The organism is Rhizobium sullae, from assembly GCF_025200715.1.
GTDB lineage: Bacteria > Pseudomonadota > Alphaproteobacteria > Rhizobiales > Rhizobiaceae > Rhizobium > Rhizobium sullae.
This window is the reverse complement of sequence record NZ_CP104144.1, coordinates 159,396-185,397: the sequence shown is the minus strand read 5'-3', so window position 1 is coordinate 185,397 and position 26,002 is coordinate 159,396. Positions and strand designations below refer to the sequence as shown.

General features: G+C 59.8%; 20 protein-coding genes and 1 pseudogene. 10 read left to right on the top strand and 11 right to left on the bottom strand.

Annotation, left to right across the window (positions count from 1 at the left end; all coding sequences use genetic code 11):
* Positions 1–18: 18 nt before the first annotated feature.
* From N2599_RS21440 to N2599_RS21430, 3 genes are read right to left on the bottom strand one after another with little or no spacing between them, the layout of a single operon-like run.
* Complete coding sequence (locus N2599_RS21440) at positions 19–1,143, bottom strand: site-2 protease family protein (protein WP_027511415.1); 1,125 nt, start codon at positions 1,141–1,143, stop codon at positions 19–21.
* Positions 1,144–1,146: 3 nt separating this feature from the next.
* Positions 1,147–1,932, bottom strand: coding sequence for a slipin family protein (locus N2599_RS21435; RefSeq protein WP_027511416.1), 786 nt, complete (start codon positions 1,930–1,932; stop codon positions 1,147–1,149).
* Between the two features lie 29 nt (positions 1,933–1,961).
* Positions 1,962–3,323, bottom strand: coding sequence for an NfeD family protein (locus N2599_RS21430; RefSeq protein ID WP_027511417.1), 1,362 nt, complete (start codon positions 3,321–3,323; stop codon positions 1,962–1,964).
* 368 nt (positions 3,324–3,691) lie between these two features.
* On the opposite strand from N2599_RS21430, the gene N2599_RS21425 reads away from it, so the two are divergent.
* Positions 3,692–4,201 carry a hydrolase gene (locus N2599_RS21425; protein ID WP_027511418.1) on the top strand — a complete coding sequence of 170 codons (510 nt, stop codon included), beginning with the start codon at positions 3,692–3,694 and terminating at the stop codon, positions 4,199–4,201.
* 522 nt (positions 4,202–4,723) lie between these two features.
* Here the strand turns inward: N2599_RS21425 and N2599_RS21420 are convergent.
* The 6 genes from N2599_RS21420 to N2599_RS21395 form a co-directional block, all read right to left on the bottom strand.
* On the bottom strand, positions 4,724–5,344 hold the full coding sequence (locus tag N2599_RS21420) for an isochorismatase family protein (RefSeq protein WP_027511419.1): 621 nt from the start codon (positions 5,342–5,344) through the stop codon (positions 4,724–4,726).
* 30 nt (positions 5,345–5,374) lie between these two features.
* Positions 5,375–6,406, bottom strand: coding sequence for a 2,5-dihydroxypyridine 5,6-dioxygenase NicX family protein (locus N2599_RS21415; RefSeq protein ID WP_027511420.1), 1,032 nt, complete (start codon positions 6,404–6,406; stop codon positions 5,375–5,377).
* A 27-nt stretch (positions 6,407–6,433) separates the two neighbouring features.
* Positions 6,434–7,216 (bottom strand): alpha/beta fold hydrolase, encoded by a 783-nt coding sequence (locus N2599_RS21410; RefSeq protein WP_027511421.1) that lies wholly within the window; start codon positions 7,214–7,216, stop codon positions 6,434–6,436.
* Positions 7,217–7,231: 15 nt separating this feature from the next.
* Positions 7,232–7,981: a maleate cis-trans isomerase family protein gene (locus N2599_RS21405; protein ID WP_027511422.1), complete on the bottom strand. Its 750-nt coding sequence runs from the start codon at positions 7,979–7,981 to the stop codon at positions 7,232–7,234.
* A 113-nt stretch (positions 7,982–8,094) separates the two neighbouring features.
* A complete protein-coding gene (locus N2599_RS21400; protein WP_027511423.1) occupies positions 8,095–8,784 on the bottom strand; it encodes a TetR/AcrR family transcriptional regulator in 690 nt (229 codons plus the stop codon).
* A 77-nt stretch (positions 8,785–8,861) separates the two neighbouring features.
* The gene (locus tag N2599_RS21395) at positions 8,862–9,290 is read right to left on the bottom strand and encodes a MarR family winged helix-turn-helix transcriptional regulator (RefSeq protein ID WP_027511424.1); all 429 of its coding nucleotides are present in this window, start codon (positions 9,288–9,290) and stop codon (positions 8,862–8,864) included.
* A 276-nt stretch (positions 9,291–9,566) separates the two neighbouring features.
* On the opposite strand from N2599_RS21395, the gene N2599_RS21390 reads away from it, so the two are divergent.
* From N2599_RS21390 to N2599_RS21380, 3 genes are all read left to right on the top strand, one after another.
* Entirely contained in the window at positions 9,567–10,055 is a 489-nt protein-coding gene (locus N2599_RS21390; RefSeq protein WP_027511425.1) for a (2Fe-2S)-binding protein, read from the top strand.
* A complete protein-coding gene (locus N2599_RS21385; RefSeq protein WP_027511426.1) occupies positions 10,048–13,458 on the top strand; it encodes a molybdopterin cofactor-binding domain-containing protein in 3,411 nt (1,136 codons plus the stop codon). The genes N2599_RS21390 and N2599_RS21385 overlap by 8 nt, the downstream gene beginning before the upstream one ends.
* Before the next feature lie 115 nt (positions 13,459–13,573).
* On the top strand, positions 13,574–14,719 hold the full coding sequence (locus tag N2599_RS21380; protein ID WP_037142647.1) for an FAD-dependent monooxygenase: 1,146 nt from the start codon (positions 13,574–13,576) through the stop codon (positions 14,717–14,719).
* A 110-nt stretch (positions 14,720–14,829) separates the two neighbouring features.
* On the opposite strand, the gene N2599_RS21375 is transcribed toward N2599_RS21380, so the two are convergent.
* Positions 14,830–15,849 (bottom strand): LacI family DNA-binding transcriptional regulator, encoded by a 1,020-nt coding sequence (locus N2599_RS21375; RefSeq protein WP_037142650.1) that lies wholly within the window; start codon positions 15,847–15,849, stop codon positions 14,830–14,832.
* 198 nt (positions 15,850–16,047) lie between these two features.
* On the opposite strand from N2599_RS21375, the gene N2599_RS21370 reads away from it, so the two are divergent.
* From N2599_RS21370 to N2599_RS21350, 5 genes are all read left to right on the top strand, one after another.
* Entirely contained in the window at positions 16,048–17,088 is a 1,041-nt protein-coding gene (locus N2599_RS21370) for an ABC transporter substrate-binding protein (RefSeq protein WP_027511429.1), read from the top strand.
* 22 nt (positions 17,089–17,110) lie between these two features.
* Entirely contained in the window at positions 17,111–18,160 is a 1,050-nt protein-coding gene (locus N2599_RS21365) for an ABC transporter ATP-binding protein (protein WP_037142654.1), read from the top strand.
* Positions 18,157–19,026: an ABC transporter permease gene (locus N2599_RS21360; protein ID WP_037142656.1), complete on the top strand. Its 870-nt coding sequence runs from the start codon at positions 18,157–18,159 to the stop codon at positions 19,024–19,026. The genes N2599_RS21365 and N2599_RS21360 overlap by 4 nt, the downstream gene beginning before the upstream one ends.
* Complete coding sequence (locus N2599_RS21355) at positions 19,019–19,819, top strand: ABC transporter permease (protein WP_027511430.1); 801 nt, start codon at positions 19,019–19,021, stop codon at positions 19,817–19,819. Before N2599_RS21360 ends, N2599_RS21355 begins: the two co-directional genes overlap by 8 nt.
* 124 nt (positions 19,820–19,943) lie before the next feature.
* Positions 19,944–20,726: a phosphorylase family protein gene (locus tag N2599_RS21350; protein WP_245209270.1), complete on the top strand. Its 783-nt coding sequence runs from the start codon at positions 19,944–19,946 to the stop codon at positions 20,724–20,726.
* Positions 20,727–22,012: 1,286 nt separating this feature from the next.
* On the opposite strand, the gene N2599_RS21345 is transcribed toward N2599_RS21350, so the two are convergent.
* Positions 22,013–23,302, bottom strand: coding sequence for an ABC transporter substrate-binding protein (locus N2599_RS21345; RefSeq protein WP_100770382.1), 1,290 nt, complete (start codon positions 23,300–23,302; stop codon positions 22,013–22,015).
* Between the two features lie 186 nt (positions 23,303–23,488).
* Here N2599_RS21345 and N2599_RS21340 point away from each other — a divergent pair.
* A pseudogene (locus N2599_RS21340) lies at positions 23,489–25,995 on the top strand (hypothetical protein).
* Positions 25,996–26,002: the final 7 nt, after the last annotated feature.

The following is a 26,002-nucleotide window of genomic DNA, read 5'->3' as shown; positions in this document are numbered from 1 at the left end:
CATCTTCTTTGCACGAACTCAAACTTGCGGGGATCGATACCTGCGAAGGCGGCCAAAGCGAAAGCTATCTGCCGCCGCTGCCCGAACCATCATCATTTCCCCGATCGTTTCATGCGTCAAAAGACCGACAAGATGATCAGCACCGTCCACGACGGCGATGGCCGGCACATTTCCCTGCTGCATCAATCGTAGGCTGTTTTCCAGGCTTTTTCGATGATGGATCCTTGGAATGTCGGTACGCATCGCGCTTGCGACCGGCGTGTCCGGACCTTTGTCCTTCAAGGCGCGGATCATGTCGTCGCGCGTCAGCAGACCCTCAAAACGGCCGGCGGAATCGGTCACCGGGAACTCGCGTTGCGTTGTCGCAAGCAGCATTTCGATCGCCTCGTCGATACTCGCAGAGCGATCGAGCTTTGCGAATTTTGTGATCATCACGTCGCTGATCAGAACGCTGCCGGAAACCTCGCGGATCTGCGCGTTCTGCGCTTCCGCCGCTGCGGCGAGATAGACGAAGATGGCGATGAAAATCAGCAGCGGATTGTAAAAAAGGCCGACGAAGCCGAAGACGAAGGCAAGCCCCTGGCCGATCGTCGCTGCGATCTGCGTAGCACGCGACCAGGTGAAGCGGGAGGCCAGAGCGGCACGCAGCACCCGGCCTCCGTCCATCGGAAAGGCGGGGATCATGTTGAAGAGCACGAGGAAGATGTTGACGCCGGCAAGCCTCGCCAGAAAACCGGCCTCGGGATCCTCGACCTCGGCCATTTGCTCGATTCCCATCGACGCGCCGAGCAGGAGAACGATCAGCCCCGCGATCGCCACGTTGACCAGCGGACCGGCGATGGCAATCAGTAATTCCTGATGAGGCTCGTCTGGCATGCGTTCAAGGCGGGCGACGCCACCGATCGGCAATAACGTGATATCGGGTGTCTTGATCCCGAAATAGCGCGCAACGGCAATATGGCCGAATTCGTGCAGCACGACGCAGGCAAACACGGCCATGATGAAGGCAATGCCCTCCCACGCCGCCGATGTGCCGCCGACGCGGTAATGTATCAGCCAGATCCAGACGAGCAGGAGCGCGAAGGTAACGTGCACGCGTAGAGCCGTACCGGCGATCGTCCCGATTTTGAAGGACCAACCCATTGCTCATCCCCTTCCGCGTTGCGAAGATTGGTCCGATTTGGACGGCATCAGATTGCCTATTTCCATCGGAAAAGGAAATATGATTGTCGATGTCTTCTCGCTGGCGATCACGTTCAACGTGCTCAAATAACGAAGCTGCATCGCCTCCGGCTGCCTGGCGAGTATTTCGGCTGCTTCAAGCAGCTTTGCTGCGGCCTGCTGCTCGCCTTCCGCATTGATGACCTTGGCGCGCCGCTCGCGCTCGGCTTCCGCCTGCCGGGCGATCGCGCGGATCATGGATTCGTTGATGTCGACATGCTTGATCTCGACATTGGCAACCTTGATGCCCCATGCATCGGTCTGGGCGTCCAGGATTTCCTGAATGTCGCTGTTGAGCTTGTCGCGTTCCGCCAGCATCTCGTCAAGATCGTGCTTGCCGAGAACCGAGCGCAGTGTCGTCTGAGCGAGCTGGCTCGTCGCCATCATGAAGTCCTCGACCTGTATCGTCGATCTCTCTGGGTCGATGACCCTGAAATAGATGACGGCGCTGACGCGGACAGAGACGTTGTCATGCGAAATGACGTCCTGACCCGGCACATCGAGCACCCGCGTGCGCAGATCGACGCGTACCATTTGCTGGACATAGGGGATGAGCAGGATCAATCCAGGACCCTTGACGCCGGTGAAGCGGCCAAGCGTGAAAACGACACCCCGCTCGTATTCCCGTAGGATTTTGATCGCGGATGCGATCACGAGCAGCAAAATAAGGATGATCACAAGATAGAAGGCGAACTCTGCAAACATGCCCATGACGTTTCCTCCTGCTTTCTGAAAACCCACTAAGTCTCCTGCGCATAGCGGGCGACTTCCAACGTCAACCCGTTTCGGCCGGTTACCTTAACGCCATCACCGACGACGAGCGGCTCAGTCGAAACTGCCTTCCAGCGTTCGCCATGTGCGATGACATAGCCTGAAGTGCCCGTCCAACTTTCGACTTTGCCCGAAATACCGACCATCTGCTCGGTGCCAGTGCTGACTTTACGCCGGTGCGAAACGATAGCGAGCCGGGCAACGATGAGACTGAGCGCGAGACAGGCGATGGCGATGGCGGCAAGCATGGACGAGGAAACCTCAAGGTCCGGGATGTCAGTATCGAACAGAAGAGCTGCACCAAGCACCAACGCGATCCCTCCGCTGATGCCGAGGGCGCCAAAAGAAGGTGCATGCGCCTCGGCTACTGTCAGCCCCGCGCCAAGGGCGATCAGTCCGACGCCTGCATAACTCACAGGCAGCAATGCCAGGGCATAGAGTCCGAGCAGCAGGCAGATACCCCCGATCGTGCCGGGAACCAATGTGCCTGGGGCGAGAAATTCGAAGATCAGGCCGTATATACCGACCATCAGGAGAATGAGTGCAATGTTCGGATCGGTAATCACCGAAAGCAGGCGCGTGCGCCAATCCGGTTCGAATTCCTGAACGACAAGACCGGAGCTATCGAGCCGGACATCGGTTTGGCCGACCCGCACCGTACGCCCTTGGACCTGCCTCAGGAGATCCTCGATGGTGACTGCCGTGAAATCGATGACGTGCTCGCGTGCAGCGGCGGCCGATGAAAGACTGGCGGCCTCGCGCACGGCTTTTTCGGCCCAATCCGCATTGCGATTGCGCAATTCCGCAAGGCCGCGGATGTAGGCCACCGCATCATTGACGGCTTTTGCCTCGCTGGCATTGCGGGGCGACTGCCGTTGCGTGCCGCCCGGTTCATCCGGATTGTCTTTGTCGGGTTCCCTGTCTTCATCGAAAGTGCCACCTCCAAGTGCGATCGGTGTCGCTGCTCCGAGATTGGTGCCTGGCGCCATCGCTGCAATGTGGCTGGCGTAAAGAATATAGGTACCGGCACTTGCCGCGCGTGCGCCGCTCGGCGCCACGAAACCAGCCACGGGTACGGGCGAGGCTATGATCGCGCGTATGATGTCCCGCATCGAGGTGTCGAGACCGCCCGGCGTGTCCATCTGCAGGACGATCAGGCTCGCATTCCGTTCACTGGCATGCTGAAGGCCACTTTTCACATAGTCGGCCGTCGCCGGCCCGACGGCCCCGTTTAACTTCAGAACAATGGCCACGCGCTCTGCTGCAAATGCGGAAACTGTGAGACTCGAAGCGGAAATCAGGATCAACAGCAAGGTGATGATTGGCAGCATGCGCCGCCGAACCCTTAAGTACCAAGGTAGCATCCACCGGATATTCATCCTATGGAATATATGGCAGGCTCGCCAAACTGTAAGACAAAGCCTGCCAACTTGGGGCTCTTCTGCGGTCAGGACCTGGAACTTTTACGCCGTGGCATCAATTAGGTCCTGGAGGATGCAATAGCCGAATTCACACGCGGAGGTTCGATGGCAAACAACGACGTCCGAAGGCAACAGGCATGTGGCCAGCCTGCAGGAGATCTCGACAAAATCGCAGGAAGGAAACACATCGTCGGTCATGGCTGCGGCCATAGCCGGCTTCATCCTCGGCAATTTATACACAAACCGATGAATTCGCCGCACATCTTTCGGTGCAGCTTATGATCTACTTTACCAGCGATACCCACTTTGGTGATCCGCGTATCCTTCGCATCGACAGGCGGCCTTTCCCTGACCTGGCCGACCACGACGTCACCCTGATCCGCTACTGGAACGCGACGGTCGGGCCAGACGACGAGGTATGGCACCTTGGCGATTTCATGTCGTCACGCGCAGGGAATGCCGATCAGTTGCTGTCAGTGCTCAACGGAAAAAAACATCTGATTATCGGCAACAGCGATCCGGCGGAAGTGATCAAAGCGTCCGGCTGGGCAAGCACGCAGCACTATGTCGAACTTACGATCGGCGATCAGTTGTTGATCCTCTGCCATTATCCCTTCAGGACCTGGAACAAGATGGGCAGGAAATCATTCAACCTTCATGGCCATTCGCATGGCAAGCTCAAACCGCTTCCGTACCAATATGACGTCGGTGTCGATGCCCATGGCCTGCGGCCGGTCGAATTGGCAGAAATCCTGGCATCGCGCCGCAAGACGTCAGCGGCTGGCTGAACTGTTGCGAATTGGCTGACCTCAGGCTTTCAAGCCTCGAGCACGAAGATCTGCAAAGGGACGCCTCGGTTCGCCTTACTGATCCCGAACGTTGACCCGCCTTCTGTCCCCAACTCGAGTGCTGTCCTTTCGGGAGCGGCTGTTAAAGCGCTTGAAGGTTCTTATTGCTTTTGTGCGTTTAGCCTTACCTGATTGAGGAATAAGTTCAAAATCACCACAATGGCCTGATCGATCTCGCTCTTGAAATTCTGTCGCTTCCAAACGCTCGTGCAAGTTTCTGTCGAAGCGTCCGCGCCGGCGAAGCGACGAATGGCTCAGGATAGCGGCGGGAAACTGTCACCTCGATAAAGATCGATCGGAGCGAAACGGGGATTCACCGGTTGCGGGACCGGGCCCGCAGCCGCCGATGCGCGATTGGTCTGGCTTAGTCCTCCGCCTTGAAGCGGTTCGAACTGCGAAACCGGCAGTAGAAGTCGCAGTGGGCAGGCTTTGTCAAAAGGCTGGGGAACCACCCCGAAATGATCAGAGAGAGACCAACCACCGCTCTATATCGTCGGCATCGGTAACGTCCGCGTACTTCTGATGCATGTCGTAAAGATTGGACTCATGCGGCGTCTGAGCCCGATCCGCGCAGCAGTCGGCTGGTACCAGAACATTGAAGCCCGACTGGACTGCATCCACGACGGTTGCTCGCACGCAGCCAGAAGTCGTCGCGCCGGCGACCACCAACGTATCGACTCGGGCACCGGTAAGAAGCCCGGCTAGAGCCGTCCCATGGAATGCGGACGCGCCCTTCTTGGTGATCACAGGATCATCGGGCTGGATGCCGGTGGCCGCGTCGATCTCCACGAGACGACTGCCCTCTATAAGAGCCGCCATCCCGGTGGCCTTGCGAAGCCATGGCAGCATCGTCACTTCTCCGCGATGATAGGCTATGGTGGTGTATATCACCGGAATGTCTCTTACCCTGGCAAGATCGGTGAGACGCCGCGTTGCCGCGATCTCGGCCTTCATGTCCGCCGCCGTGGGGTAGGTCGTGTCGGTGAACCCGTAGGTGAAATCAACGACGACGATCCCCGGGCGGATGCCCCGCGGGACGGGCTGCCCGAACCCCGCGGTCCTGTAGGTTTCTTGCTGCGACATATGCTATCCCTCACGCTGGAAAGAGTGCCGTCAGGCCCGCTTCATCTGAATTTCCTTCACAACAATGTCCCCGTCGATGACGACCGGTTCGTCGTCGAGGAAAAGCGAGCACCCGCGCATGGGAATATCGAGGTGGCAGGCCGTATCGTTGGGACCGCCTAGCTCGTTGTTGGGACCTGTTGAGAACATGACGTTGCCATAGAAGCTGCGCGGTTCCATGCCCATGCCGCCCGGGAAGGCTCCGGGGACCAGGTTGTGCCATTTTGCATGCGGGTTCATGCCCCAGCCGACATGGCTCATGCCCAAGCCGCGCGGATCGTTGAAATCTTCCATGTAGGACTTGACGAGTTGTGCGTCGAGCCCGCCGCGGATGTCGGTGACCCAGCCCTTTTCGATGGTATAGATGATCGGTTCGCGTACATAGATGTTCTGCGGCAGGAGAATGTCGCCGGGTGCCACGACAATCTGACCGTCCACGCCGTCGTCGTCACCACCCGTAAAGACGAAGCCGGACGGCCAGTGGTCCCAACGGCCGGGTTCGTCGGTGCAAGCATATTCGGTGATCGTCGGATAGGTATTGAGCTTGTAGGTGACGTCCGTTCCGTGCGGCGACGTGATGCGCATGACCTTGGCCTTGGCGAGCGTCGCACCGGCAATTTCGACCTTCTCGCGGATCTCCTTCGTCGGCAACATGCGAGCCAAGAGCTCCGGCGGCTCCACGGCGGTCAGGATGCGCGTACCGGCCGCCTGGATTGCCATCTGCTCCGGCGAAAACAACAGGAAAATGCAGTCGATCAGCATATCGCAGGCCTTCAGCGCTTCGACCGCATCGGGCATGGCGGCAAGGCCGGTGACGCCGACATTCCAGCCGCCGACCGGAAGGGGGCCGGGCAGGCGCATGTGATACATGCTTGCGCCGAGGCGCTGACCGGCGGCCATGAAAGCGTCGGCATAATCCAGACGGTCACTGCCCTGGGTGAGGACAATGAGTTTTTCGCCTTCACGCACGCCAGACATCTTCAGCTGGTGCAGGCAAATCTCGGTGAAGCTCGCGTGGTCCATTTCAAGGCCCTTTCGGTTCGGGTCGCGTTAGGGGAGGAAATTCATGGTGGCGGCAAGAAATCCCTCGAGATCGTCCCAGGGGATCATGTGGCCCGCCTTTTCGACAATCCGGACCTCGATGGTCGGAGCCAGGGCCCTGATTTCATCGATATCCTCCTTGCCGATTACGGCTGCGCCGCCGGCGACAACGAGGCGCATGGGCAGATTCAGATGCGGCAAATCGGCATGGACATCGTCGGTATGGAAGCCATCATAGGCCGTGCGGATCGCATCGAGCTGGCACGTGTGCAGCCACTCGGCACGCAGGGCATTCTGCTCATCCGTCCAACTGGGACAAAAACGGCGCATGTCTTGCCCCGAGCAGCCCTTCTGCGCCATTAGGATGGAATCCTCGTACCAGTTCCAGGCGGACGGATAGGCACGCCGTCCCGGGCCTGAAACGGGAGGATCAAGAAGGATCAGCCCCGACAATGCATCGGGAGCCTGACGGGCCGCGCGGATAGCCGTGCGCGCGCCCATTGAATGACCAAGCACGATCGGTCTGCCGATCCCTGCCGTTGTCGCCAATGCCACGACATCCGCCGCCATGGCATCCAGCGAATAGTCAAGGTTACCTGCCTCACTCAGTCCACGACCGCGTACGTCGAGTACATGGACGTCGAAGGCGGCGGCCAACCTCTCGGCCACAAAACCCCAGGTAACGGCGGGCGAGGTGATGCCGGGAACCAGCAACATCGTCGGCCCCTGCCCCGGGAAATGGAGGAGGTGCTGGCGGATTCCATTTGCGCGAACATGATATCCCTTTGCCATGTGTGCCCGCCCTCCTTAATATGCGCCCGACAGCAGCGTGCCGCCGCCCGGTACGCGCGTATTGAGATCAAGAGCCCGCAGCATCTGCCAAGTGGTGGCGATGGCCGCCGTCAGAACCGGCTTGCCCGCGATCGCCTCGGCCATGGAAACGGCCGGCAGTGACGGCATCTGGACACAAGCAGAGAGTACCACCGCATCGACGTCGTCGGTTCTCATGCCCTTGACGATCTCCGGCAGGTTCAACGGATCATGGGCGGCCACGGCCAGGTTGTCTGGGATCTCCAGCGCGCGCCAGTCTGCGACTTCGATCTCTTCGTTGCGAATGTAGGAAACGACCAACTCGGTGAGCGGCTTCATGTAGGGCGCCACAAGTGCGATCCGCTTGGCGCCGATCGCCTTTAGGCCCTCGACCAGCGCTCCGGCAGACGTCACGACCGGCGCCGGATTGCCGTTCGTGACTGTGATGCCATGCAGGCGCACCTGGCTTTGGCAATGATATCCGAGCCCCATCGCCATGATCGCGACCAGACAGGCATAACCCATCACATCGACCCGCGCGTCGGAAAGTTCCAGTGCACAGCGGTCGCTGTCCGCATCCATGGCGGCAAGCTCTTCCTTCGTCACGTGCTTCATCCTCATGCGTGAGGAATGAAAAGTGAAGCGCTCAGGCGCGACCATCTCCCGTGCGCGCAGCAGCGCCGGGATTTCGGTCTCCATCGTGACGTTGGAGCTCGGGACGATCTGGCCGATCCGGTAGGTTTTCATGCTAGGCTCCCCCGATCTGATGGAGGGACATTAATTATTCATCTGAATAATAACAAGCACAAATTTTCGGCGAGCCCACTGATTAGGCAGCGGCGAGCCGGTTTCTGTCTTGTCTAGACGGGTGCGCGCATCCCGGCTGCGAGAAAACGGACGAGCTGGTCGAGCATTTCGTCCTTTCCGAAGGACGTCAGATGACCCTCGGTAAGATCACCGATGCGCCCCAAATCATTGAGCATGAAAAGATATGCACCGACGAGAAAAGCCATGCGCACGCTTACGATGTCCTTGGGTACCTGCGGCAACACCCGTGAGAGGACCGAAATATAGCGCTTGACCGACGCGTCGTAGACTTCTCTTCGCAGGCGCAGCGAATGCTCTTCAGGCTCGGCATGCAGTCGCGCCTGCATCGCGACGAAAGCTGCCCCGTTGGCGCTCGCGTACTTCATGTCCCACTGTGGTTTCAGGTAGGCATAAATGAGATCCTCGACCGACGGATTTTCGGTGATCTCTAAGAGTCGATCCAGATTGACATGTCTGTGTCCCGCCAGAAGTCCGCCGCGCCTCCTGAAGCACTCGTCGAAGAGATCGGCCTTCGAGCCGAAATAATATCGGATCAGCGCTTGGTTGACGCCCGCAAGGGAAGCGATTTCCCGCAGATTGGCACCTTCGAAGCCGGCGTCCGCAAACACCAGTTCGGCATGATCCAGAATGCCGTCGCGCAGATCCGAGGCCTTCCCCAAAATACCGGCCTTCGGGGGCCGCCCCGGGCCACGGCTTTTTGATTTGAGCTTCTGCTCGACCACGCGATCGTCCTCGTCAGGCGCCTGCGCCCCTTTTTTATAGGCACGGGTTGGGTTGTTTATTATCTATATGTATAATTTTATATCAGACGTTTCAGCAACTGCAGAAGCTGGTCTCTTTCCGAGGATGCTAACGGAGCAAGCGTGGCCTCGCTGCTGTGTTTCACGTCCGGCAGCACTGCATCGAGCAGCCGACAGCCGGTGTCGGTGATGAAGAGCGTGTAGCGTCTTCGGTCTTCGCCGTCCTTCTCCACACGGATCAGGTCTCTCGCCAGGAGGCGCGACACGACGCCCTTGGTGGTCGCGGCATCCATCCCGACGAGACGGCCGAGGGCATTTTGCGAAAGCGGCTCCGACGCCTCACGCAGACGGTAGAGCGTCGAGAATTGAGTCGGTGTCAATCCGCCCGTCATGCGCTCCATGAAGAGAGCCATATGTCTCTGATAGGCGAGACGCAGCAAGAAGCCGACCTGGTCGTCAAGCACGTAACGTTCGCTTCGGTCAGTCATCGGCGATTTCCAGCTTCTGATGAAACAAATGTCGAACTGCAACATCCGGCGGTCTAGCGTCAAGGCGGAATCCCGATCCGCACGCGACTCTGCGATAAAACGGCGCCTGGCGCGCGACAGATGGGCGACGGACAAAACTGCTTAAAAATCCTACAAAGATATTTATTGCCTGCCAATTATGCAAAAAATCACCCAACATCGGGTAAACTCATTTGCATACAAACAAGTTTTGTGCTGTGTTCCTGACAAGGGTCAAAAAGAAAGCCCGAGGGAACCATGACGAATACGTTCGAACTGACCGTAAACGGGACAGCACGCCTGCTTCAGCATCCCGGGGATCGTACACTTCTCGATGTTCTGAGAGATGAGCTCGGCCTCAAGGGGGCAAAATACGGCTGCGGCAAGGGGCAATGCGGCGCGTGCACGGTGCTCATCGACGGTGCGCCGGCACGGGCCTGCGTGCTGCGGGCAAAACGTGCCGCAGGACACGACATTACCACGCTCGAAGGCCTTGCCGATCGCCCGACGGGAGCTCTTTGCGTCGTCCAGAAGGCCTTTCTCGAATGTGAGGGGGCGCAATGCGGATACTGCCTGAACGGAATGGTGATGACCGCGAGCGCCCTCCTGCGAAACAACCCGTCGCCGACGCGGGAAGATATTCGTTTGGCTTTGCGTCACAACCTCTGTCGTTGCGGGGCGCATGTGGAGATCATCGCTTCTGTCGAACGCGCCGCCGAGTTGATGCGTGGAGCCCTGCATGACTGAAAGCCTTCGACCCGGCAGCCTGTCGATCTATGACGAATTGCCTTCCGGTCCGGTCGTCTTTTTGAGAATGGGCGAGCATGGTGCCACTGGTTACAACGGCCACGTGGACCTTGGTACCGGTATCGAGACTGCACTGTCCCAGATTGTCGCGGAGGAACTGGACGTGCCGTTGAGCGCGGTGCGTATGGTGCTTGGCGATACGGCTTCAACCCCGGACCAGGGCCCGACCATCGCGTCCGAAACGATCCAGGTCGCTGCCATTCCGCTGCGCCTTGCCGCCGCGCAGGCCCGCCTCTTCCTGGTGGCGGAGGCCGCCCGCCGCTTCAATGCTCCGGTAGATGGCATCGTGATCGAGCAAGGTCGCCTCAGCTGGCAAGACAAGTCCTGTTGTTATGATGACCTGATTGCCGGACAGGAGATTTCGCTCAGGCTCGACCGAACAACTCCAGTCAAGCTTCCGACGGACTACCGCATCGTCGGCCACAGGACCGGCCGCCGCGACCTTTCGGACAAGCTGCGTGGCACACATCCCTACATTCATGATGTGGCCATTGCGGGTATGGTGCATGGCCACGTCATCCGGCCGCCCTATGCCGGACGCGACAGCGGAGCCTTCGTCGGGCACAGCCTCATCCGTTACGACGAGGCCGCCGTGCGGTGCCTTCCCGGTTTCATCGCGGTCGTTCGCCACGGCGATTTCCTTGGCGTGGTGGCAGAACGGGCCGATCAGGCCCAGCTAATCGCGGAGGCTTTGCCGGCGCATTGGCACCGGCCGCCTGAAATCCCTGACATGGCCAACCTGCGCCAGACGCTAAAGGATCATCCCTCCACCCCGCGCAGCCTCGATCGTTCCGGCGATTTTGGCCGGGCTGTTGCGGAATGCGACGTGGCCCGCCAGCGCACCTACGTCTGGCCTTATCACGAACACGGCTCCATCGGCCCCTCCTGCGCCGTCTCCGACTGGAACGGCGGTGCGCCGCTCGTATGGTCTGGCACGCAAAACCCGCACATGCTTCGCGGTGATCTGGCTGTCCTTGTGGGGGTGCCGCCCGAGCGGATCGAAATTCGCCGTTATCAGGCCGCCGGCTGCTACGGGCGCAATTGCGCCGATGATGTGTGCGGCGACGCACTGCTTCTGTCGCGAGCTACCGGGCGGCCAGTCAGGGTCCAGCTCACCCGCGCGCAGGAGCACCTTTGGGAGCCCAAAGGGGCGGCGCAGCTCATGGAAGTCCACGGCGGCCTAAAGGCCGGCGCGCTGCACGCCTATGCTATCGACACCTGGTATCCGTCCAACCGGGGACCGAACCTGTCCCTGCTGCTGACGGGCCGTATCAGCCCGGAGACACGCCCCTCAGAGATGGGCGACCGCACCATTATCCCGCCTTATCGTGTACCCAACAAGCGCATCACCGTGCATGATATGGCGCCAATCGTGCGGGCTGCATGGATGCGCGGTGTCTCCGCCCTGCCCAACACCTTTGCCCATGAGAGCTTCGTGGATGAAATGGCCTACGAGGCGGGCGAGGATCCGGTTGCCTTCCGGCTGCGTCATCTTGACGATCCGCAGGAGGCCGACCTTGTCCGTCGCACGGCCGAACAGGCCGGATGGGCCGAGCGCACCGGCCCGCGCCTGCGCCGCGAAGGCCGCATGGCCTTCGGCCAGGGCTTTGCCTTCGCCACCTATGTGCATGGCACCTTCCCCGGCACGGCGGCGGCCTCCGCCGCCTGGGTGGTCGATGTCGCGGTGGACACGGAAACCGGTGAGGTCGCGCTCACCCGTATCTTCATCGGCCAGGATCAGGGCCTCGTCATCAATCCGAACGGCGTGCGCCAGCAGATCCATGGCAATGCCATCCAGACGGCAAGCCGGGTGCTGCTTGAGGAAGTCACCTTCAACGAAATCTCTCCCACACCGCAAAGCTGGGCGGCCTATCCGATCCAGACTTTTCCGGCCGTGCCCGAGATCGAGACCATGCTGATCGCGCGGCCGGAGCATCCTCCGCTCGGGGTCGGCGAAAGCGCGGCGGTGCCAAGTGCGGCGGCCATCGCCAATGCTATTTTCGACGCAACGGGCGTGCGCATGCGCGAAGTACCATTTACACCTGAGAAGATGCGCGCCGCGCTGGCCGCTTCAGGGACCGGGCCCGCCCTTTCCGTCGCGGACGCTCGCCCTCTCAGGAGCCGGAGCGTGCTGCGCAAAAAACTGCTCGGGCTTGGCACCGTCATTGGCGGCATGCTCGTGATTGGTACCGTCGCCTTGCCGCTCAATCGGCCCGTTGCTCCTTCTACCACGCCTGCGCCCGGCACGTTCTCCGAGGCGACACTCGAACGTGGTCGGCAGGTGTTTGCCCTCGGTAACTGCGCCACATGTCACACCGCCGACCGTGGGCTGCCCAATGCGGGCGGGCGCCCAATGGTCACCCCCTTCGGCACGGTCTATTCGACCAATATTACCCCCGACCCGGAAACGGGTCTTGGCCGCTGGAGTTTCGAGGCGTTCGAGCGTGCGATGCGTCATGGTATCAGCCGCGATGGCCATAACCTTTACCCGGCCTTCCCCTACACCTCCTTTGCCCGGATCAGCAGCGAGGACATGCTCTCGCTTTACGCCTACATGCAGACGCTGACGCCCGTGCGCCAGGAAGCGCTGCGGTCACAGATGGTCGCGCCGATCAACCTGCGCCCGGCCCTCACCGCCTGGAACTGGCTTTATCATGACGCCAGGCCTTTCACGCCTGACGCGGTCCGCAGCAAGACATGGAACCGCGGCAAATATCTGGTCGAGGCGGCAGGCCACTGTTCCGCCTGCCATGCCCCGCGCAATACCGCTGGCGCAGAAATGCCCGAGTTGACCGGTACCATGATCAAGGGCTGGTATGCCCCGGCCCTTGCCGGGGCGCAGGCCGCCGCCCGCGGCTGGAACGAAGACACGTTCTTTTCCTATCTGCGGCACGGCCATTCTGAAGCAGCAACGGCATCCGGCCCGATGGCCGAGGTCGTCGCCAGCCTTACTGCCCTGCCCGATGTCGACATCCGCGCCATGGCCACGTATCTGGCCTCATTGACGGACCCCGAGGCTCCCGCAGTCGCTGTGTCAGTTCCAGAGCCCAAACTTGCACCCTCACGGGCGAGCCGGGTCTACGAAAGCGCCTGCGCCGTGTGCCATGAGCCCGCGCTTGCCGGAACGGTCACGGCAGCTCTTGCGCCGATCAGCCGGTCTGCCGCACTGCGCGCGCCGGTGCCCGATGCCCTCTTCTCCGTTCTGGACGAGGGCCTGAAGGCGCCGGAGGGGCTCGACCTGCGCGACATGCCGTCCTTCCACGGCGAATTCACAGACACTGAACGGCAGGCTCTCGCCGGTTATCTGCGGCAGCGCTTCGCTCCCGATCTGCCACCCTGGTAGTGCCGGAGCCCGGCCCCCGCGCTGTGCCTCGACCAGACGATCGTCCATTCCAGCCACGGCAAGGCCGGCATGTATCCGCATTGAAACAATCCGCCTGATAGAAAGAGGACAACCCATGAGCGTGAACATTGATAGGATCGAAATCGCCGTTATTGGTGCGGGCCTTGGCGGTGCTGCGGCAGCGGCCCTGCTCGCCGGCGCCGGTTTTTCCGTGCACAGCTTCGAACAGGCCCCGGCCTTCGCGCGTTTGGGCGCCGGCATTCACATTGGCCCGAACGTGATGAAAATCTTCCGCCGCATCGGCATTGAGAAGAAGCTGGAGCAGATTGGCTCCCATCCGGATTTCTGGTTCTCCCGTGACGGCATGACCGGCGACTATCTCTCCCGCATTCCCCTCGGCGATTATGGCCGCAGGGAATACGGCGCCTCCTACATCACCATCCATCGTGGCGACATGCATGCCGTGCAGATAGACGCGCTGCCGCAGGACCGGGTTCATTTCGGCCACCGCCTGAACAACATTGAGGAGCGCGAGACCGACGTGCTGCTCACATTCGAGAATGGACGGCGCGTTGCTGCCGGTCTTGTCGTCGGCGCCGACGGCATCAATTCCATGATCCGCGACATGCTGCTCGGGCCGGAAAAGCCCCGCTTCTCCGGCTGGGTCGGCCATCGCGCCCTCGTCAACATGAACAAGCTGCATGGTTCCGGCCTCGCGTTCGAGACCTGCGTCAAGTGGTGGTGGGAAGCCTCCCGCCACATCATGGCCTATGCCACCAAGGGCGACGGCAGCGAATACTACTATGTTACGGGCGTGCCGGTGGACAGCTGGGAGCATGATACAAGTTTCGTCGACAGTTCCCGAGAGGAGATGGAAGCCATATTCGGAGGCTCCCATCCGATGGTGCAGGCACTGGTCGATGCTACCGAAACCGTGACAAAATGGCCCTTCTGGAACCGCGATCCCTTAAACCTTTGGAGCCGTGGCCGTCTCGTCATGTTGGGCGACGCGTGCCACCCCATGCGTCCGCATATGGCGCAGGGCGCTTGTATGGCCATCGAGGACGCAGCGATCCTCACACGTTGCCTCGAAGAGAGCGGCATGGCCGACTACAGTGACGCCTTCTCGCTTTATGAGGCCACACGGCGTGAACGGGCCACCAGGGTGCAGACCATATCCAACGCCAACACTTGGCTGAAGCAGCCGGAAGATCCCGCCTGGGTCTATGCCTACGACCCGCTGACCGCCGCCCTCGGCTGAGCAGCGGCCGTTCGCGGTCTAAAGCAAAGCACCGAGCAGGCCGCCGGGAAAGCCTGGCCCGTTTGTACAAGTGCTTTCGCATCCACGTCGCGGAGCGATAAGCACGTGCGTCACGCGTTTGCGATGAACTCGACTTCTCCATCCACGACCAACTGCATGCGGGGGGCGTCCGGCTGCTCGATCTGGCGCACCAGCCCCTCGACGAGGCTGCGCCCGACGGTGACCATGTCGACTGCATGGGCAATGAGAGGGGCGGACAGGTAGCGACACATATGCGTGTTATCACGAACGACGATGTGGAAATCGCGGCCAACGGTCAGGCCTCTTCGACGGACGGCGCTCAGCGCTCCGAGAAGGCCGAGTTCGTTGGCGCAGACCAGGCCCGTCGGCGGCTCCGCGAGATCCAGCAGACGCGCGATCCAGCGCTCACTCGCTTCCATGGTGAAATCCTCGTGGCCGATCAGTTGATGATCGATCGAAAGCCCTGCTCCCGCCATCGCCTTGGCATAACCGGCCATACGCGCGGTGCTGTATTGGTCCTCGGGAGTCAACAGTTGAAGCGCAATGCGCCGGCACCCTCGTTCGAGTAGGATGTTGGCGGCCTGGAAAGCTATACCTTCGTTGTCGACGTCGACGAAAGCGTAGTTGAGCACGCTGCCGCTGCGGCCGAACGCAATGAACGGAATGCTGCGGTCCAGGAGGAACGGTATTCGCGGATCTTCCGAGACCATTCGGGTAATCACGATTCCATCGGCGCCGCCGGTTTCGATCAGCCGACTGAGGTTCTCCTGCGGATCTTCCTCAGGCGTCGTGGAGTAAATCGAAAGGCTATACCCATGTTCCCGTGCGGCAAGCGTGAGCCCTTCGATCAGTGGCAGTTTCGCGATATCCGACAGATAGTCGCGTGTTTCCATCGGCAGTATGGCTGTCAACGCCCGCGTGAGACCTGTGCGCAAGGCCCTGCCATGGAAGTTCGGGATATAGCCCGCCGCATTGGCGACGGCTTTTACACGCTTGATGGTGTCAGGGTGGACCTCCGGTCCGTCCTTCAATGCCCTGGAAACGGTTGTCACCGAAAGGCCAAGCTCCGTGGCGATCTGCCTCAGATTGGGTCTCGAATTCACTGTCATCGCGTCTGTCAATCTTCCGTGGTTCGGTTCTTCGATACACTGCCCGTTCCGCCAACGGATTGGAAGTGGAGAGGTTGAGGAACAAGATTCCGCTTGACGAATGCACCAACATTCCGCAATCGTAACGTTACGATTTCAACAAATTGGGCGCTAGACCCAAAAAATCGTCATTCAGAGGTGAACAAAGGAGATATACGAATGCTTCGTATGCTGCGCCTATCCGTGGCTGCTATCGCCATGACCGCCGCCGGCCCGCTGGCTGCCCAGACACTGACCATCACGACTGCCGGCGGCGAGTATGGTGCCGCCATGAAACAGGCCATGTGGGGGCCCGCGGCCACTGAGCTTGGCCTCGACGTGCGTGAAGAAACCCAGAGCGACGGCTTTGCAGCGCTCAAGATGCAAGTCACGTCCGGTGCAGTCACGACCGACGTTATCCATCTCGGGTCGCCGGAAGGTGCACAGGCTGCCGCTCAAGGCCTCCTGGAGGCGCTGGATTATTCCGTCATCGACGGCAAATCACTGCCAGCAGGCGCGCAATCAGAGTATTGCTATCCCTTCAGTTCCTACGGCACTGTCATGGCGTGGAACGCAAAGACTGTCAGCAGTGCGCCCAAGACCTGGGCCGAGTTTTGGGACGTCAAGGCATTTCCCGGAACCCGCGCGCTGCGCGCCAATGCCCAGGATCTGATTGAGATCGCACTTCTCTCGCAAGGGGTGGCACCAGGTGAAGTTTATGACATCTTGAGCGCATCGGGGGGACTGGAGCGCGCCATCGCCCGTCTCGAAGAACTAAAGCCAAATGTTGCGGTCTGGTGGACGTCGGGTGCGCAATCAGCCCAGATCCTGAAGGATGGCGAGGCCGACCTCGTCGTCACGTGGAATGGCCGCGCCCAAAGTGTGAAAGCAGACGGCGGTGCGGCCGACTACAGCTTCAAGGGCTCCGTCATCGGTACGGACTGCCTTGCCGTCCCGAAAGGCACAGCAAACAAGGATGCCGCCATGAAGCTGATTGCCGCGATGACGAAGCCGGAAAGAGGCGCGAAGCTGACGGATTTCATCTCCTATGGACCCGTCAACCCGAAGGCCTATGAGGGCGGATTGATCCCGGCAGAACGCATGCAGCTCCTCGCCACCGCCCCCGGCAATGTCGAAACCTCCGTTTTTTCCAAGGCCGACTGGTGGGTGAAGAATGGTGAAGCTGCTCAAGTCGCCTTCGACGAGATGATGAACCGTTGACCGACAAGGAGCAGCTATCAAGATGGCCATAACCTCGCTTCCCATCGCCATCGGCACTGTAAGGAAAGTCTTCGGTTCCTACGTGGCGCTGAACGATGTTTCGCTGGACGTTGCCGCTGGCGAATTCCTGACCCTGCTCGGCCCTTCAGGATCGGGCAAGACCACGCTCTTGATGGCTCTTGCGGGGTTTGTCCGTCCCGATAGCGGCTCTCTGATCATCGGCGGCCGGGATGTCACCCGGCTGTCCCCGGAAAAAAGGGAGATCGGTATCGTCTTCCAGAACTATGCCCTCTTTCCGCACATGAGCGTGCTTGCCAACGTCCAGTATCCGCTGATGCTGCGCCGTGTGCCAAAGGCCGAGGCTCGCGAGCGGGCGCTAGGCGCATTGGCGAGGGTCAAGCTGGTCGGATACGGCGAGCGCAACATCGCCGCGCTCTCGGGCGGCCAGCGGCAGCGCGTCGCGCTGGCGCGGGCCATCGTATTCGAGCCGCGTGTCATGCTGATGGATGAACCTCTCTCGGCATTGGACAAGAACCTGCGTGAACACATGCAGTTCGAAATTCGACGCCTGCACGATGATCTGGGTGTCACCACGATTTATGTGACGCATGATCAGCGGGAGGCGCTGACGATGTCCGACCGGATTGCAGTCATGGATGCTGGCGAGATCCAACAGATCGGCAAACCTTCCGAAATCTATCATCATCCGACCAACCGCTTCGTCGCGGAATTTATGGGCGAAGCCAACATTCTTCCCGTCGGAAGTCTGACGCAGATCAACGGATCAACTCAAGACCGCCAGGGATTTGCGATGATCCGGGCAGAGAGCTTCCATCTTGATGCTGCCGATGCGGAACCTGACGCGATCGCCATCACAGGCAGTCTGTGCGCCAAGGCTTTCCGCGGCGAAAACTGGCTTCTCAATGTAGAAACCGAGGCCGGCGCCCAGGTCATGTTGAGCGTGCCGGCAACACGCGCTGCCTGTTGCGCCGAGCTGAGAACCGGTCAGGCGATAACCGCCTATGCGGCCGCTTCGAGCGTGCACACACTGCCCGAGGAAGCTAGGAGATGACCGCTGCGGCTGTTTTGCAGGACGTCCGGCGCGAACGCCGTTTCTTTGTGTCCCTTGCCGCACCGGCTTTGGTGCTTGTCGGCCTTGCTGCCATGCTGCCGGTCATATGGATCCTGCGCCAGTCGTTCCTGACCATGGGGGGTGCCTTATCAACCGCCAATTATGAAAAGATCCTCTCGAGTGGTCTCACCTGGTCGGGGCTTGGCACCACCCTCGCCTTGTCTGGTGCGACATTGTCCATCTGCATGGTCCTCGGCATTCCTTTGGCATTGACACTGGCCAGCACGAGCACCCGCATCGCAAACAGGGTGCTGATCCTGATCATGCTGCCGCTTTGGACTTCCATCCTGGTTCGCACCTACGGATGGCTGGTGCTCCTGCGTCGTGACGGCCTCGTCAATTCCACCTTGCAGAGCCTCGGTCTCACTGACACCCCTTTGCCGCTTGTCTACAATTTCACCGGCACGCTGATCGGCATGGTTCACTACATGCTGCCGCTCTTCGTCCTGCCGGTCTATGCCGCAATGCGCGACATCGACAACAACGTGATCCGCGCTGCCGCCAGTATGGGTGCGAGCCTCTGGCACTGCGTGCGGACCGTCGTCCTGCCGCTATCGGCCGGCGGGATCCTGTCAGGCTCAACCATCGTATTCATCTACACGCTTGGTTTCTTCATCACGCCTGCCATTCTTGGAGGTGGCAAGGTGAGCCCGATCTCCATCCGCATCGATCGCACTCTCTCGACATTCCAGGACTGGGGTTCGGCCAGTGCGCTTGGCGTCCTGCTCCTGGTTCTGGTCCTGATAACCGGCGGCATGCTCTTCGGCCTCCGCTGGCTTCTAACGAAGGGGGCACGTGATGCTTGACGCCTATCACGACAGCAAGCTGACCAAAGCGCTCCTTTGGATCTTCTCCGCACTGATCCTCGTCTTTCTCATGCTCCCCACCTTGATCGTGGTGCCGCTGTCCTTTTCGGCCTCGGATCTCCTGGAGTTTCCACCGAGGGCCTGGTCTCTTCGCTGGTACGAGGTTTTCTTCTCGTCGCCCAGTTGGATGAATGCTCTGAGGACCAGCCTGCTCCTGGGAGTACTGACGGCCGTGATTGCTGTGCCGATCAGCTTTCTTGCATGTTTTGCCATCAACAGGCTGGGCGGGCGTAGCGCCGCGACAGTCTACGGGTTGCTCCTGTCTCCGTCGGTAACACCCGGCATCCTTCTGGCAATCGGCCTCTTCTTTGTCCTTGCAAAGCTCGGGCTCGTGGGCACCCTTACCGGAGTGCTTGTGGGACATGTGGTCCTGGCAATCCCGGTGGCGGTGATCGTGCTTTACCCCGCCATCAATCGGTTCGACTGGGCTCAGGCCCAGGCCGCCCGCAGCCTTGGTGCGGGCTGGTTCCGCACCATGGGGGGCATCATCCTGCCACAGCTGGGGCTCAGCTTGTCGACCGCCGCACTGATGGCGTTCCTGACATCCCTTGATGAGGCGGTCATCTCGATCTTCGTGGCCAATGGGCCAAGCAGCACATTGCCGAAGCTCATGTTCATTTCCCTGCGGGACCAGATCGACCCCACCATTGCCGCCATTTCCACCCTCTGGACTCTCCTGATCTCCGGTGTAGTTCTGTTTTTCAACTTACGCGAACGCGGTCAGAGGCCGTGAAAGATAATTCATGACTCATCCTGCAATCAGCCCTGTCATTCCGAAAACCGATCTGGCGATTATCACCGGTTCAGCCAATTGGGGCCTCGCTTTTCCCGAGGACGTCGCGATGCCAGGCGTTCGCGTGGTTGCCCGCGACCTGTCGTTCGATACCCCTTACGGTGTATCAGATAACTGGAAGCTCCTGGAATTCGACGCAAGCATCGTGCAGGATCGCCAGACCAAGCGCGCGCTCTGCATGTATTCCCATGGCAATCCTCGGGATCATATAGACCATTCCTGCCATCGGCGCGCCTTCTGGGTCCTCATGGAATCGGGTGTGCGTCACGTACTGGCGTGCTCGACGCTCGGCGCGATCAACAAGGCTATTCAGCCGGGTGATATGGTGATCAATGCCGACATCATCGAGTTGACACAGACCCTATACTCACTTCTTCCTGGCCGGCAGCGTTTCGATTGTTCCGGCAAACAAATCGTCTGCCCTCATTGCGCGGCCATCCTGGCAGACACGGCGCGAAGCGTCTGGCCCTCGTCTTGCCGAGTCCATGGGATCGAACAGGGGTTGGTTGCGGCGCACGTCTACGGTCCGCGCCTGACAACCCCCGCGGAGGCGCTGGCATTTCGCTCCATGGGCGCAGATGTGATTAACCATTCGATTGCGCCCGAAGCGACGCTATCGCGCGAAATCGGCGCATGCTTCGTGCCGTGCGCATTCGTAACCGCCGGATTTAACGATTACATGGATAGAAGCCGCGGCACGTTGCTCCAGGATGGCGTGCTTCCCAGCCTGTCCATGCTCGCCTCGCGCGTCGCCCTGGAAACGGCAGCACGACTGCCTTCAGGCACGTCCTGCGGCTGCCAAGCGCTGAAATCGCCCCAGCCGGAAGAGCGTTACATTCGCTTCTGAACGGTGGCGCAAAGTGACCTGTGCTCTGACGCTTCCTTCCGGCAGCAGCTCCTTTGGGGCTTTCTCGAACTCAATCGACGTGTTCGAAGGGCAGCCCGCGAGGACCAGTTGACTAGCGCGGCCGATCTCGTTTCTCACACCGAGCGCCGTCAACAGCGGTCAGCCTGTTGAAGCAGGTCCGCCGCCGTATCGTCAGAGACGCCATTGCGACGCAGAAATCGTAGCAACTCCTTGGAATGTCACTGGAACAAGTATTGTAGGTCCCGATGCAACGTCTGGATCCTGACGATGCGCGGACGCAAATTAAACTATGGGTATTCAACTCATGTGCACCGGCGCGCGACGGTCTGGGGAGCGGATCGCGCCGGAATTCACCGATGCGGCGGATTAGATGGCAGCCTCAACCTGGACGTGGACTACTCCACGGGTCTGCCGGTCCGCTCGCCAAATGTATTACTGTCGGGTAATAGCGATTCACATCAAAGACGCTATCATGATTTCATCAACGCACTGGTGGCTGACCACGGATGGACTGGCAGCCGCCGTCGTTTGATCAGGAAGGGCCGGTGCAGGTGTCGCCCGGCCCTTTCCTTTCGTGTTGTGGCTGTCGCATGGTGGTGTGGTCAAATGCCACGCCAAAACACAGCCAGGCCCAGTTGGGCAGGTGTTAAGAAATGAGTATCGGACCAAAGTCCGACCCGTTTCCAGACTTTGTGCCGATACCATCTGCCGGCAGCTGCAGTAGTTTTTGTCTGCGCAAAGCTTATGGAGTTTTTGCTATGGCGAAGATCTTCGTTTTTGCGATGGCACTTGTGATGGTTGTCTTCTGGGGTTCTGTCGGCGTTCTGATGTACTCGCTGCTTACGTGAATGCGCGCCATGCGAAACTCATTCCCCTGAAGTCCAGTCTGCTTTGATTGCTCGGCGGATAGTTGATACCCGCCGGCTAGCGGAACCTTCCAATATCGACTTGCTTAGGACACCTTGAAAAGCGCGTTTCGCCAGCGAGGACTCTGGCCATCGCTTCGTACTCAGGCGGTCGAACTTTTGGAAACCTGACCGTCGCGCCACAAGCCGACTGAAATGTCGAGTGTTGTCTAAAAGCACGAAGCTGATCCTCTAGAATTTAAGACCATGAATTCAATACAGGTTTTTGAAAGTCTCGTTTAACCCGAAGTCGCGTTAGCTATTCGCGCATCCCTACACCGAGCGGCTTGTGTTATTATCCACGGCCTTCGGTCGAGGCCGTGGATGAATTCGCATACTGCAGAAGATCAACGTGATCGGCTATTTGGCAGCGATTGCCTGGTTGGTCTTGTCGACATCGGCGCTCATTGCCGCAAAGGTTTCGTCGAGCGAGAGTTCGCCGACGATCAGCTGGCTCATGCGTTGGACAATCAGCTGGTAGATGGCTGAGGATCCTTTCAGACGTTCCATGTCGCGAGCTGCCTGCGGCACGCTCTTACGGCTCGCCAGGAAGACGGCCATCGCGTCCTTGGCATTCTGGCTGCCGAGCTTGTACTGCGGGTCCTTGATGTCGGCGCCCGTCAGGATGACGTAGTTCTCGGCGATCTCGCGCTGGACCTTCTCCGAGCCGAGAAACTCGATGAACGAGGCAACGGTCTCAGGGTATTTGGTGCGTTTGAAGCCGACGATCGCTGTACCGCCCGGCATGGCGTAGCAGCCGGCATCGCCGCATGGCGCGCTGATTGCAGTCCAGTCGAATGCATCGCCGATCTTCTGCTGGAACGGGTTCACCATCCAGTTGCCGGCAAGATACGTCACGACGTTACCGTTGACGAATTCGTCGCCCATGTTCTTGTACTGGGATCCGCCGGCTGCGCCCCACATTTCCTTCGGAAAAGACCCGTCCTGTGTCCAGCTGTAAAGATCCGAAATGTAGCGCTTGGCGGCGTCGTCCGGAAACGAGAACTTGCCGTCCTTGACGTAGGTGGCACCATACGAGAATGCCGCGCCCGAAAAACGATGGCCCGATCGATCCATCGTGAAGGGAACCTGGGCCCCTGTGGCCTTCGCAACGCGCGCGGACGCTTCGACGATTTCCTTCAATGTGGCACCAGGCTTAGGAAGTGGTTCGCCAGCCTGTTCGAAAAGTGTCTTGTTGACAAACGGCAGATTGAATGTCTGGGACGCGAGGTAGCCGTTGATCGACTGCGCATCGTTGACGCCAGGGAAACGAAGAACGTTGAGGCTGTCGCCGTGCAGCTTGGCGAAGCCTTCGGGATCTTTCATGTAGGGTCGCATGTCGAGGTAATATGGCGCGAGCTGCCAATCGGCGATCTTGGCGACATCAGGCCCCTCGCCGACTGCCAGCTGCACCGGTAGCTGCTTGGCAACCGCATCGTAGCCGGACGACACGAAGTTGACCTTGACGTCTGGATGCGCGGCCTCGAATTCCTTGCTGAGCGCTTCCATTCTTTCGACGTAAGCCTGGTCGTCGTCGGTGAACAGGAAGGTAATCGTCTTGGTCTCCGCCATGGCCGTGCTCGACCACGCGAAGGAACCGGCTGTCAGTGCGAGCGCTAGTGCAGCCGAAAGAGCGTTTTTCATTTTCATCCTCCCATGAAAATATTTTCATCAATCGCGATATAAATCGTCGATAGACAAATTTCATATACTTGACATTCCTCCCGTCAAGCTATTTTCTGCGGCAATTGCGAGGCTTTTGAGCAATTCTCAGAAAGAGGTCGCATAAAACTGTCGAATGAAAAAGTTTTCATTCGATTGCGGAGGAGGCGATCTGTGAACGAACGGCCGGGGCCTGAGGAGCCTGCATATAATATCGGGCAGGGCCAAACCGTGACGGCATGGGCGGTTTCCGACCTCATCACCAGCCGTTTTCCCGGTGTCCCTGCGCCGGCGGAAGACCGCGTCAACTATCGCTTTATCAATGGTTTTGTAGATGTCGGGGAACTTGCCGAAAGGCCTTCTGGTCAACAATGGTCGGGCGAGAGCTCGTGCCCGACGTTTCGTGGTCGACCGCGAGCCTTTACCTCCCGGGCTCTAATCGCCGCGTGGAATTCACCGGTTTTTGGCACGTGCCCACCCATCTGCGGCGATGGCTGAAGGGTACCTTCCGGACAGCGTTGCCCCGCGTGCTGCATCTCAGGCTCAAGACCTGCGGCGGGGTTCGCATATGGGTCAACGGAGAGGAGACGGTGCGCTTCGAGCCGTTCAGGCGCAACGTCGAGAGTTCAACGGACATCACGCTGTCGCTGGAGGCCGGCGACAACCAGATTCTCGTTCATACCGAGGACCTTGCCGAACGCGACACGACCTGGTTCTTCGAACTTGAAGTGCTGGATAAGGAGCCGCTCTGCGTGCTGCTGCCTGTGGCACTGGATCAGGACGAAGTACGGGAACTGGAGGGCCTTTCGCGCGGCGTGCGCCCTTCACGAGACGTGTTCGTCAACCAGCCATTGGAGCTGATATTCGATACGGCGCCTGAGCGCGACTTGCCGATCGAGCTTAAGATCGTCGGTCATGGCCATGAGAGGCCTGTTCTTGCGCAATCCCATTTGACGCTGCGTGCCCATCAAAACCGCCTGACGGCCGGGGATATGCTCGGCATCGCAGATGGTTATCACGGCGTGCATCTGACGATCGGCAGCGGGCCGGGCTCGGTCAAACGTGTCATCGATGCCGGCTTTCTGAGCAGCATTTCTCCACCGCCATCCGAAGCGACACTCGTGGATCGCAAGCGGCAGGCACTCGAATACAGTGCCCGCTTCGGCGCCGATCGCGTGGCCCGCATCATTGCGATGATGGAAACCGGCGATTATGACCAGGAGAGCTTTGACCGCATCATCGAGGCGACTCTCACCTCCATCGATTCGCGTGAGGATTGCTCGGATTTTATCATGGTGCCGCTATTGTGGCTGCTCGGCGCCTATGCCGAGCGGATGCCGGCCGGCGTGGTCGAGCGAATCCGGTATTCCATTCTTTCTTACCGTTATTGGGTCGATGAGCCGGGCAACGATGCCATGTGGTTCTGGAGCGAGAACCATGTGCTCTGCTTCCACACGAGCCAGTTGCTGGCAGGACTCCTCTTGCCAGAGGAGACCTTTTCAGCTTCCGGCAGGACAGGAAAACAGCAGGCAGAGCTTGCCGCCGAGCGCCTGGGACGCTGGTTCGACAGCGTGGAGGCGCACGGCCTCGCGGAGTGGAATTCGGCGGCATATTATCCGGTCGATTTCATCGGCCTGTTGGCGCTGGAACGCTGGGCCGAGGCGTCTATTGCAAGGCGCGCCCGTGCGCTGCTCGATCTCATTTTCCGTATGATCGCTCTGCATACGCTTTCGGGTGTTCCGGCCGGATCGCAAGGCCGCGCCTATGACAAGGAACTGCGCGCCGGGCCTCTGACCGAGCTCGCACCCTTTGCCCAAGTCGCTTTCGGGATCGGTTGGCTGAACAGTGGGGTGGCATCGCTACCGCTGTTCTGTGCCGGCAGCTATCAACCGCCTGCCGATCTCACTGAGATTGCAAACCTGGCACCGGGCAGGAGCGTGGAGGCCCGTTACAGTCAGGGCCTGGAGAGCGGCAAGCTCGTGCTCTTCAAGAACGAAGCGGCGCAGCTTTCGACCGTCGTTGATCACAAGACCGGGCAGAAGGGGCACCAGCAACATGTCATCGATGTGCGTCTGGCCGGCCATCCCATGGCAAGGCTCTGGATCAACCATCCCGGCGAGGACGATCCGTGGGGGAATCAAAGACCGTCCTACTGGGCGGGTAACGGCATTCTGCCACGCGTCGCCCAGCATCGTGACGTCGCGCTTCTGATTGAGGATACCCGCGACGCACGGCATACATGGACGCACGCTTATATCGGCCGCGACGGTCTGGACGATGTCATCATCGATGACAATTGGCTCATCGCGCGCTCGGGCAACGGATTTTCTGCGATCTACGCATCAAACGGTCTGGAACTGGTCACGCAGGGCCCGACGGCCGGCCGGGAAGTGCGCTCCTACGGGTCGATCTGCGGCTGGGCAGCAATTGTCGGATGCGGTGATGGCGACGGGTTCATGACATTCGTCGAGCGCATCCGCCAAACAAAGGTCTCGTTTGATCGGAAGGTTCGGCGCCTTGTGCTGACGCCAAGCGGTGGTCCGACCATCAGCCTGTCTTACGCCGATGGACTTTCGATCGATGGGCAGGCCCGACCGTTCACTCATGATCAACCGCACCCGATCCTCACCTACGACAGTGCCGCATCTGACGTTGGCGCTGACAGGCCGTTCTACTCTTGAAAATAGG

What these genes read in the sequence shown, in the direction of transcription:
- N2599_RS21395 (WP_027511424.1), bottom strand. Translation starts at nt 9,290, where the DNA reads ATGACTGACCGAAGCGAACGTTACGTGCTTGACGACCAGGTCGGCTTC.
- N2599_RS21425 (WP_027511418.1), top strand. Translation starts at nt 3,692, where the DNA reads ATGATCTACTTTACCAGCGATACCCACTTTGGTGATCCGCGTATCCTT.
- N2599_RS21420 (WP_027511419.1), bottom strand. Translation starts at nt 5,344, where the DNA reads ATGTCGCAGCAAGAAACCTACAGGACCGCGGGGTTCGGGCAGCCCGTC.
- N2599_RS21440 (WP_027511415.1), bottom strand. Translation starts at nt 1,143, where the DNA reads ATGGGTTGGTCCTTCAAAATCGGGACGATCGCCGGTACGGCTCTACGC.
- N2599_RS21430 (WP_027511417.1), bottom strand. Translation starts at nt 3,323, where the DNA reads ATGCTGCCAATCATCACCTTGCTGTTGATCCTGATTTCCGCTTCGAGT.
- N2599_RS21385 (WP_027511426.1), top strand. Translation starts at nt 10,048, where the DNA reads ATGACTGAAAGCCTTCGACCCGGCAGCCTGTCGATCTATGACGAATTG.
- N2599_RS21370 (WP_027511429.1), top strand. Translation starts at nt 16,048, where the DNA reads ATGCTTCGTATGCTGCGCCTATCCGTGGCTGCTATCGCCATGACCGCC.
- N2599_RS21405 (WP_027511422.1), bottom strand. Translation starts at nt 7,981, where the DNA reads ATGAAAACCTACCGGATCGGCCAGATCGTCCCGAGCTCCAACGTCACG.
- N2599_RS21360 (WP_037142656.1), top strand. Translation starts at nt 18,157, where the DNA reads ATGACCGCTGCGGCTGTTTTGCAGGACGTCCGGCGCGAACGCCGTTTC.
- N2599_RS21415 (WP_027511420.1), bottom strand. Translation starts at nt 6,406, where the DNA reads ATGGACCACGCGAGCTTCACCGAGATTTGCCTGCACCAGCTGAAGATG.
- N2599_RS21390 (WP_027511425.1), top strand. Translation starts at nt 9,567, where the DNA reads ATGACGAATACGTTCGAACTGACCGTAAACGGGACAGCACGCCTGCTT.
- N2599_RS21355 (WP_027511430.1), top strand. Translation starts at nt 19,019, where the DNA reads ATGCTTGACGCCTATCACGACAGCAAGCTGACCAAAGCGCTCCTTTGG.
- N2599_RS21345 (WP_100770382.1), bottom strand. Translation starts at nt 23,302, where the DNA reads ATGAAAATGAAAAACGCTCTTTCGGCTGCACTAGCGCTCGCACTGACA.
- N2599_RS21435 (WP_027511416.1), bottom strand. Translation starts at nt 1,932, where the DNA reads ATGGGCATGTTTGCAGAGTTCGCCTTCTATCTTGTGATCATCCTTATT.
- N2599_RS21375 (WP_037142650.1), bottom strand. Translation starts at nt 15,849, where the DNA reads ATGACAGTGAATTCGAGACCCAATCTGAGGCAGATCGCCACGGAGCTT.
- N2599_RS21380 (WP_037142647.1), top strand. Translation starts at nt 13,574, where the DNA reads ATGAGCGTGAACATTGATAGGATCGAAATCGCCGTTATTGGTGCGGGC.
- N2599_RS21365 (WP_037142654.1), top strand. Translation starts at nt 17,111, where the DNA reads ATGGCCATAACCTCGCTTCCCATCGCCATCGGCACTGTAAGGAAAGTC.
- N2599_RS21410 (WP_027511421.1), bottom strand. Translation starts at nt 7,216, where the DNA reads ATGGCAAAGGGATATCATGTTCGCGCAAATGGAATCCGCCAGCACCTC.